8 protein-coding genes and 1 pseudogene are annotated in these 9,543 nt (G+C 46.2%); 3 read left to right on the plus strand and 6 right to left on the minus strand.

Annotation, left to right across the window (positions count from 1 at the left end; genetic code table 11):
• The 6 genes from Q0R17_RS07740 to Q0R17_RS07765 form a co-directional block, all read right to left on the minus strand.
• Positions 1-201 (minus strand): hypothetical protein (locus Q0R17_RS07740; protein ID WP_293933653.1); only part of this gene is annotated, 201 nt, incomplete at its 3' end.
• A 279-nt stretch (positions 202-480) separates the two neighbouring features.
• Positions 481-2,367 carry a methyl-accepting chemotaxis protein gene (locus Q0R17_RS07745; protein WP_293933655.1) on the minus strand — a complete coding sequence of 629 codons (1,887 nt, stop codon included), beginning with the start codon at positions 2,365-2,367 and terminating at the stop codon, positions 481-483.
• 176 nt (positions 2,368-2,543) lie between these two features.
• Positions 2,544-4,745, minus strand: coding sequence for a bifunctional (p)ppGpp synthetase/guanosine-3',5'-bis(diphosphate) 3'-pyrophosphohydrolase (locus Q0R17_RS07750; RefSeq protein ID WP_293933658.1), 2,202 nt, complete (start codon positions 4,743-4,745; stop codon positions 2,544-2,546).
• Between the two features lie 404 nt (positions 4,746-5,149).
• Positions 5,150-6,031: a ribosome small subunit-dependent GTPase A gene (gene rsgA, locus Q0R17_RS07755; RefSeq protein ID WP_293933660.1), complete on the minus strand. Its 882-nt coding sequence runs from the start codon at positions 6,029-6,031 to the stop codon at positions 5,150-5,152.
• Positions 6,028-6,357, minus strand: a complete 330-nt coding sequence (locus Q0R17_RS07760) for a 4a-hydroxytetrahydrobiopterin dehydratase (protein WP_293933663.1) — start codon at positions 6,355-6,357, stop codon at positions 6,028-6,030. Before Q0R17_RS07760 ends, rsgA begins: the two co-directional genes overlap by 4 nt.
• Positions 6,358-6,360: 3 nt before the next feature.
• Entirely contained in the window at positions 6,361-7,560 is a 1,200-nt protein-coding gene (locus Q0R17_RS07765; RefSeq protein WP_293933665.1) for a M48 family metallopeptidase, read from the minus strand.
• Positions 7,561-7,660: 100 nt separating this feature from the next.
• Here Q0R17_RS07765 and orn point away from each other — a divergent pair, with 100 nt between their 5' ends.
• The 3 genes and pseudogenes from orn to Q0R17_RS07780 all read left to right on the plus strand — a co-directional run.
• Positions 7,661-8,215: an oligoribonuclease gene (gene orn / locus Q0R17_RS07770; protein WP_293933668.1), complete on the plus strand. Its 555-nt coding sequence runs from the start codon at positions 7,661-7,663 to the stop codon at positions 8,213-8,215.
• Between the two features lie 146 nt (positions 8,216-8,361).
• Positions 8,362-8,841, plus strand: coding sequence for a CinA family protein (locus Q0R17_RS07775; protein WP_293933670.1), 480 nt, complete (start codon positions 8,362-8,364; stop codon positions 8,839-8,841).
• A 378-nt stretch (positions 8,842-9,219) separates the two neighbouring features.
• Positions 9,220-9,543, plus strand: a pseudogene (locus tag Q0R17_RS07780) (MFS transporter); the annotation flags it as partial.

The raw sequence follows: 9,543 nt of genomic DNA on the forward strand, positions 1-9,543 counted from the left end.
CAATACCTTCTGCTTACCGCCAAAGCGATAGGGCAGCCGCCAATACATGGCTTCACCCATCACCCAAAGCTGCAAACCAGCGCCACAGGCTATCTTTCTGGGTGGCTTTACTGTTTCGGCTGCAATGTGCTGTTGCTCAGCCTTGATTTGGCTTTTGAGTTGCAAAATGGTCAAGCCATCTGCTTTTGATTTACCGCCCATGACTGCCCTTTAGCTTTGTCCCAGTGAACGCGCATTGTTGGTATATTTGTTGGTATATTTCAAGTGTTATTTTCATGAACGTAGTAAATACAAGGACTTAGCTATCTGGTTCGATTCCTGTCGGGGACACCAGCTTTGTGCTACAAGCATCAGCCCGCAAGCTTTATGCTCTGCGGGTTTTTTGTTGCCTGACGTGGTACAGGTTTTGTATGGTTTGCCGCTTTTACCCATAAAAATAGCCCCATAAATTGGAGCTATTTTTATGCTTGGCATTTATGTTTAAAGCTTAAAGCGGCCAAATTGCTCTCTTAGGAAGGCAGCTAGTTGGTTTAGATCATGAACCGTTCTGGTGGCATTTTGTAGATTAGCATCGGATTGTTGCATTTGGTTGGTAATGTTTTCCGCGCTTTGTGCCATTGCGGTTGTGGCATTTTGTTGCTCAAGGGTTGCGTGCGCAATTTCGCCAATCTTAGCCATAACTTCATCCATATTTTCACGGATAGTGCCAATATTGGTTGCCGCTTGCTCGGATAAGTTCACGCCGCTTTGTACTGCAGTGATCGTAGTTTGCATATTATTGACGGCAATGCCAGTTTCTCCGCGAATGCCTTCAATCATGCCGGTGATTTCAATCGTTGCAGAAGAAGTGCGTTCTGCCAGTTTACGTACTTCATCTGCAACAACGGCAAAGCCTCTGCCTTGTTCGCCCGCCCGGGCGGCTTCAATGGCAGCGTTAAGGGCCAGCAAATTAGTTTGGTCAGCAATCTCCTTAATGACGCGGATAATGCCACTAATATCTTGGGCTCTTTGATTGAGGCGATCGAGTAGATTAGATAAATCGCTAACCTCTCTGGCTGATTTGCCAACTTCATTGGCAACTTCTTTAACTGTGGCTGCAGATTGCCCAGATAAGGCACCCGTACTGGTAACGAGTTGATTGGCATCTCTGGAATTATCAGCAATGTGCGAAATGCTGACAGTGATTTCTTCAATGGTTGCTGCATTGGATGCAGATAGATCAGATAATCTTTGCGAGTCATTGGCCAGATCATTTAATACCGAATTGATAGAGCCAATACCGGTGGTTAAATTTTCTGTTTCTTTACGAATATCAATAAACATATTGCGTAATTGATCGGTGAAGCGATTAAATGCTTGCGCGGTTGCAGCAATTTCATCATTACCATCAATTTCAATTTTGCGGGTTAAATCTCCACCACCTTGAGCAATTTCTTGCATTGCATGACGAACTTTATCAAGGCTACGTAGCATTTTAGTAATTAAAAAACCAGCTAGTGGAATAACGATAATTAATAAAATAACTAAGGCGGCAACAGCTTGCATGATCAGTTGATTGAGTGGTTCCAAAATAACTGATTTATCAATGACTAAGATTAAGTTTAAATCAGTGCCTTCAATAGGTTGAATAAAGACAAATTTTCTTTCACTGGCAATGGTGATTTCAGCTAACTCTTTGCTTGCAGCCATACTGGCTATACTATTGGCATTTAAATCGCTGGATATATCGCTAGTAGGTTTATTGAGCTTATCTTTATCATTATGTGCAAGTATTTGGCCATTTTTGTCGGCCAGAATGGCATAGCCATTACCGGTTAATTTAATGTTTAATACATCTCTCACCACGCCCTCTAAGGATATATCAACGGCGGCAACACCTTTAAAGCCAGCTTCTCCTGTTACAGGGGAGGCAAAAGATAGGATCAGTTGCTTGCTTTCTGCATCTACATAGGGCGGAGTAAGGATGGTTTTTCCTGCCGCTACGGCTTGTTTGTACCAAGGCCTAGATGTGGCATCAAACCCTGCAGGCATATCGACTTTGTGGCCGCTGATAAATTTCTTATCTGGAGTACCGATATAGGCTAAATCAAATTTAGCGCTTTTTTCTGTTTGGTATAAGGCAGGTACGGGGTCATCTGCTTTGGCTAATGCCTCGGCAAGGCCAGAAACAATGTTTTGCTTTTCGCTGACCCAATTACGAAGTACTACATTGTAACCAGTGGCAATACCAACAATTTCATTATGCAGGCTTACATTCACCATTTCATGGCGCATTTTTAAATAGCTGCCAAATGTAAGCACAGAGCCAGAGAGAAGTGTTAAAACCGAGATAAATATAATCAGCTTAACTTTGAGGGATTGATTCATGATTGGTCTCTCTACCGCTACTTATTAATGGTCATTTGCTGAATAAACTGTAAGAATGAATTTAAATATCATTCTCAAGTTCGTTTATTCATCCGCTGGTATAAATACTCCTATTGGTATTATTGCACAAAAAAATATAAAGGCATTAGTAAATGAGGGTTAACTGATGTAAGGTGTTACCCGCGCACGACTCTAATAACTTCATTCACATCTTGCAATTTAATTAAGATTCTTTGTAATTGCTCAGCATCTCTGATTTCTAAAGTAAAGCGCATCATCACTCGCTGATCTTTGCTTTGCGTATTCACTGCCGTGACGTTAATTCGCTCGCGCGCCATAATGTCAGATAGATCTCTAAGTAAAGTGCTGCGGTTATGCGCTTCTACTAATAAATCTGTTGCAAATACATGGCCACGCTGTATGCCCCAATCAGCATTAATTAGGCGCTCCGGCGCGGCGCTAGCTAAGCGTTTTAGCGTGCTGCAATCACTGCGGTGAATAGAAATACCCCGCCCCTTAGTCACAAAACCCATGACGTGATCGGGTGGAACGGGCTTGCAGCATTTAGCCAGTAGCGTCATGAGTTTATCTACGCCCTCAATTAAAATACCTTCGCCATTTCCATTGGCTCTGGCGGCTTTAATAAAGTCGTTGGCGGGTTCTGTTATGGGCTCGATTGGAGCCAAACTTTCTCTGAATGCTTGATTGAGTTCACGCTGGGATATTTCGCCTTGGCCCAGCGCGGCATACAGCTCATCAATGTGCTTGCAGCCTAGCTTAATTGCTATATTGTCTTGATTAGCATCGCGCGCAGCACAGCGAGCCGCCTCTTTATCATAAATAGAGCGGCCTGCCTCAAGTGCGATATCTTGATGCTGTTGGCGTATCCAGTGGCGGATTTTGCTGGCGGCACGGTGGCTTTTTACATAACCCTGATGCAGCCAATCTAGGCTAGGGCCGCCTTCTTTGGTCGATAATATTTCTACTCGCTGACCGTTTTCTAGCGCGGTATAGAGCGGCACAATTTGCCCGTTTACCTTGGCGCCTCGGCAGCGGTGCCCAAGATCGGTGTGCACGTGGTAGGCAAAATCAACGGGTGTGCTGCCCTTAGGCAGGGTAATGACGCGGCCTGCGGGGGTCAAAATATAAATAGTGTCGTCAAATAGCTCGGCTTTAAAGGTTTCTGCAAATTGCGTTTCGCTGGCCATATCTTCACGCCAGTCTAATAACTGGCGCAGCCAAGCAATTTTTTCTTCATAGCGCGCATCACCTTGGCCGCCTTCTTTATAGCGCCAGTGTGCGGCCACGCCATATTCGGCATGCTCGTGCATCTCTATGGTGCGAATTTGTACTTCAACGGCTTTATCATTTTCACCAATCACGGCGGTATGCAGGCTGCGATAAAAATTACCCTTAGGGTGAGCAATATAATCGTCAAATTCGCCTGGGATAGGCTGCCAAAGATTATGCACAATACCGAGGGCGGTATAGCAGTCTTTTAAATCAGGAACTAAAATCCGTACGGCACGAATATCATAAAGCTCAGAGAAATCGAGCTTCTTTTTCTGCATTTTTTTCCAAATGCTGAAAATATGTTTAGGCCTACCCATTAAATCAGCTTTTACACCGGCATTATTAAGCTCAATTCTGAGCGTATTTAATACATCATCAATAAATTTTTCCCGATCGACTCGGCGCTCATCCAATAGCTTGGCAATTTTTTTATAGGTATCGGGATGCAGATACCTAAAGCCTAAATCTTCTAATTCCCATTTTATTTGCCATACGCCTAGCCGATTTGCTAATGGGGCAAATAAATCAAGGGTTTCTTGGGCAATCCTGCGGCGGGTTTCTTCGGGAGCACGGGCTAGCTCATGCATGGTTTGCGTGCGCCAAGCTAGCTTAATCAGCACGGCACGGATGTCTTCTACCATGGCGATTAGCATCTTACGTACGGCTTCAATCTGCTGAGCAGCGTCTTGTGATTTGCCGCCCGTGGGGTGCGCCAAGCTGCGTAATTTACTGACCTTACTTGCCCCATCAACCAGCCGTGTTACATCGGGGCCAAATTGGCTGTTGATAAGCTCAAGCGGTTTGTCCAATTGATTGGGCAGGGCAAACAACAGCGTGGCGATTACGGAATTAGCATCTAAGCGCAGATCGGCAACAATCGATGCGCTGGCTACGGCGTGCTGAAATAATGAGCTGCCGGTATCGGCATGAATCTGCTGACCATACTGCTCGAATACCCAGTCAATTGCTTGGCGTAAGCGCACGATATCGGTGGGGGGATAGCGCTCAGTAAGAGCAGTCAGCCAGCGATCAGGGTCTGCTGCTTCGGCAATAGATTGGGCAAGTGGGCGGGTAACGGCAACCATGGCAAATCACATCTAAAAATTAGACACCAATTTTGCCTACTTTGCGTGGCTAGTCATAGTGTGAACTGACTTTATTGTAAATAATTTCTGGTTTTTTGATAAAAGAGCGCTGCTTTGAGTGGGGTTTTAGAAAATATAGCTCACTTAGGCTGGGGCTAGATCCATCCTATTAACTTAAACAAAATATCACCGTAGGGTGGGTGCAACCTTTGAGCATCTTAATTATCTGTCAGTGCATGATTGCAGCTTGCAAAGTGAGTTAAGCGTTTTGTATTGGCAGATTTAAGCGGTGTTAAAGCAGCCTTGCTGACGCAGAAGCGGCTGACCGCTCCCGTGTATTTTTTTTAATTTCAGCTTAGCCCAGGCTGCGTATTTCTCAAATAAAGTGGCTATTTTGTTTGCGATTAATAGCGGCTACCAGAGCTTAATTCATCTTGTAAACGGTGTAGCAGCGCTAATCGCTGTGGGCTGATGGTGCCTTCTTCTACCCCCGCACGCATGCCACAATCTGGCTCTTGGCGGTGGCGGCAGTTATGAAAGCGGCAAGTGCCAATACGCTCTTTAAACTCAGGAAAATAAGCAGGTAAATCTTGAGCGGTGATATGGGCAAGGCCAAACGATTGCAGCCCTGGTGAATCAATCAGCGCCGATTCGGCATCTAAGTGATAAAAAGTGGCGTTAGTGGTGGTGTGTTTACCCGCATCCAGTGCGATAGAAATCTCATTCACACGGGCGTTGGCATCCGGCAATAGCGCATTGGTAATGGTGGATTTACCCATCCCCGATTGCCCAACCAGCACAGAGATATGCCCAACTAAGGCGGCGCGTAGTGGGGTGATATCGTTGGTCAGGGCCGAAACTTCGATCACCTTATAGCCCAGATTCACAAAGTACTCTAAACGCTCTTTGGCCGCTGTAGCGCTGGGTAAATCGCACTTATTTAAGCAAATTAAGGTTTGGATGCCACCCGCTTCGGCCGCAATGGCGCAGCGGCTGATTAGCTCGGTAGAAAAGCTTGGCTCTGAGGCCAGTACGATAATCAGCTGGGTGACATTGGCGGCAATCAGCTTGCTTTTCCATGCATCCGAGCGGTAAAGCAGGGTTTGGCGCTCTAATACACGCTCAATCACCGCCTGTTCATCATTGAGAATCTGAATGTCGACTAGATCACCACAGGCGTAGTCCGTTTTTTTACCACGGGTACTGGCCCGAAGGCGCTTGCCACCCGCGCATTCAATAATATAAGACCTGCCGTGGCTAGCGACGATGCGGGCTGTTTCTGTCATGAAGTGGCTTTTAAAGTGAGTGCGTCTGAACGGGCAGCGCAGATAAAATCATTACGGCTAATGCCATTATTGGCGGTGTGGGTGTTCCAGCGTACGCGGCAGCGGCTGTAGCTAACGTCTAAATCGGGGTGGTGATCTTGCTGATTGGCCATCCAGGCCACCGCATTTACAAAACCCATGGTTTCGTAAAAGTTTTTAAAGCGGAAGGTTTTTTCTAAATACGCTGGCGTCACAATCCAATCTTGTAAATCGGTAGACAGCATTTCAGCTTCTACTTCGCTGAGCTGTGCTGCGCCATCGATACAGTTTTCGGTACTAAGAGACATGATTTATTCCTTGTTTTTTAGTTTCTTCAAAGCGGCAATGCGCAGCGCTGCCGGAGGGTGGCTATCATAAAATAGACTATGCAATGGATCAGGTGTCAGCGTAGCTGCATTACCCTCGTAAAGCTTGACTAAGGCATTAATAAGATCACCAGCGGATTCTTGCTCTGCTGCGTAGGCATCGGCCTCGTATTCATGTTTTCTTGATGACATGGAGCTTAGCGGCGCAAAAATAAACGTAAACACGGGCATTACTAAGAAGAACAGTAATAGCGCCGTGGCAGTGGATTGGCTATTTACGCCAAGACCTTGATAAAACCATAGCTCTTGTTTTAATTGCCCTAAAACCCAGAGCATGCCCAGCATTAAACCAAAGGTCCAAGCCATGCGCTTGGCAATATGGCGATGTTTAAAATGGCCTAATTCATGGGCTAATACGGCGGCCACTTCGCTGGCATTTAAAGACTTAAGCAGGGTATCAAAAAAGACAATCCGCTTGGCTTTACCTAGGCCGGTAAAGTAGGCATTGCCATGGCTAGAGCGCTTAGAGCCATCCATCACATAAATGCCATTGGTTTTAAAGCCACAGCGTTTTAATAAGGATTCAATCCGCGTTTGTAAACTGGCATCGGCTAGCGGTTCAAATTTATTAAAAATAGGTGCAATAAAAGTGGGGAAGGCCCACATCAGGAGCAGAGAAAATCCTACCCACACGGCCCAAACCCACAACCACCAATAAGCCCCCATCTGATCCATTAGCCAAAGCACCCCAGCCAACAGTGGCAGGCCAATCGCGGTAGCAACGGCGGTGGTTTTAAGCGTATCGGTGATAAAAAGCTTGGCACTAGTGTTGTTGAAGCCATATGAGGCTTCAATTTTAAAAGTAGAGATCAAAGTAAGCGGCAGCGTAATTAAGCTATGCAGCAGGGTGATGCCTGCAATCAGCGTAACGCCTGCCCAAAGTGGGGAGCTAATCCAGCCAGATAGCTGTTGATTGATCCACTCAATACCACCACCTAGGGTAAATGCTGCCAGCAGCATCGCCTCAAATAGGCTAACGATCATACCAAAACGCGTTTTTGCCACAGTGTAATCGGCGGCGCGTTGGTGTGATGCTTGGGTAATATGGCCATTAAATTCTGCTGGAACGCAGGTTCTATGGCGCTTTACGTGGTTGATATGGCGCATGGCCAGCCAGAGTTGCATGATGACACTGGCCGTTAATGCAAACAGAAAGAGGAGGGAGAACTGATTAGCGTTCATTTGCAGGTAAAATAGCATTTTTGTATGTTGAATAGGGCCAAGTATGCCACAAGACAAGAACCACCTCATCTGGGTTGATATGGAGATGACTGGGCTTGATCCAGAAAAAGAGCGTGTGATTGAAATTGCCGTCATTATTACAGACAGCAATTTAAACCTGATTGCCGAAGGCCCAGTGTTTGTTGTGCACCAAGACGCTAGCGTTTTAGATGCGATGGATGACTGGAATAAAAACACCCATGGCAAATCGGGTTTAATTGAAAAGGTAAAAGCATCGACCTTAAGCGAAGCTGAAGTAGAAGCGCAGTTGATTGCCTTTTTAGAAGAATACGTGCCTAAGGGCGCATCGCCGCTATGTGGTAATTCGGTACACCAAGATCGTCGTTTCCTAGTGAAATATCTGCCCACTTTGGAAGAATTTTTTCACTACCGCAATCTGGATGTCTCCACCCTAAAAGAGCTATGCAAGCGTTGGCAACCAGAAGTCGCTAAGCAATTTAAAAAGCGCGGCGCGCATACGGCACTGGCCGATATTCAAGAATCGATTGATGAGCTGAAGTTCTACCGCGAAAGCTTTATTCGCCAGCCTGCGGTTTAAAATTTAGCGTGGGCACGCTGTTGTGCCCACGCGGCTGTGTTGCTGCCATTTACATAATGCCCACGCGGCTATCGGATATCACATTCACGCGTGGGCATAAAATCATGCCCACTCTACATTTATTTGAAATCTAAAGGTTTAACCCCATGTTAGGACTAGCAACTGAACTGGGCCGCGTGCTGCTGGCGCGTGGTCAAAGCGTTACCACCGCAGAATCTTGCACCGGCGGTTTAATTGCTGGGGCGATTACTGATATCGCGGGTAGCTCCGCATGGTTTGAGCGCGGGTATATCACCTACTCCAACGAAGCCAAAATGGACATGCTGGCCGTTCCGCCAGAATTTATCGCCAAGTTAGGTGCGGTGAGCGAGCCGGTGGTGGCCGCCATGGTGCAAGGCGCATGTTTACTAGCCAATGCTGAATGGGGCGTAGCGGTGAGTGGCGTAGCTGGCCCCGCTGGTGGCAGTGTGGATAAGCCAGTAGGAACCGTGTGTTTTGCCTTTGCAGGGCCAAGCGGCATCATTACCGAGCAAGAATTGTTTGATGGCGATCGGGGCGAAGTGCGTATGCAAACCGTACGCCACGCCTTAATTCGCTTGATTGAATTGATTGAAGAGCAAGATTGATTTTGCATTAGCCCCCCAAAAATCTGTAGGCACAGAGAACACAGAGGGGCAATACAGCACACACAGAAAGTAAACCCCACTCCATGCTAACAAGATACCTGATTATGCCTCTTGCTCAATAGACTCTGCGTAGATGGATTTCTTGAGTGTTGGGCTTGGTTTTTGAATGTGTAGGGCGGTGAAACCCGCGAGCGACGTTGAAAAAAACGCGGGTTTCATCCGCCCTACGATATTTATAATGAGATTGAGCAAGAGGCATCATCAGGACAAGATATAGCTTGCGTGCTCTGTGCTCCCATTTTTGCTCTGCGCCTACAGAATTTTTTGAATTGCCTTGTGCCTACAAGTATTTTTGAATTGCGCTTATAAGGAAAATAAATGACGACGGTTGTTGTGGTTAAAAAAGGCGATCAGATCGCCATTGCGGCGGATAGCCAATCTACTTTTGGTGATACTCGTCTTGGTGCAGGTGACGATGCATGCTGGAATAAAATTTTTGCTGCGCACGATGGATATTTTTCGATTGCAGGCAGCGCTGCGCACGATTTAGTTTTGCAAGCCGCGCTTAAAAAAGTAAAAAACCTAGATTTCAGCGATAGACCTGCCATTTTTGAAAGCTTTAGAAAACTGCATCCCAAATTAAAAGATGATTTTTTCTTAAAAGTAGACGAAGAAGACGATGATCCTTACGAATCTAGCCAA

This window comes from Iodobacter sp. (assembly GCF_025352645.1).
GTDB lineage: Bacteria > Pseudomonadota > Gammaproteobacteria > Burkholderiales > Chitinibacteraceae > Iodobacter.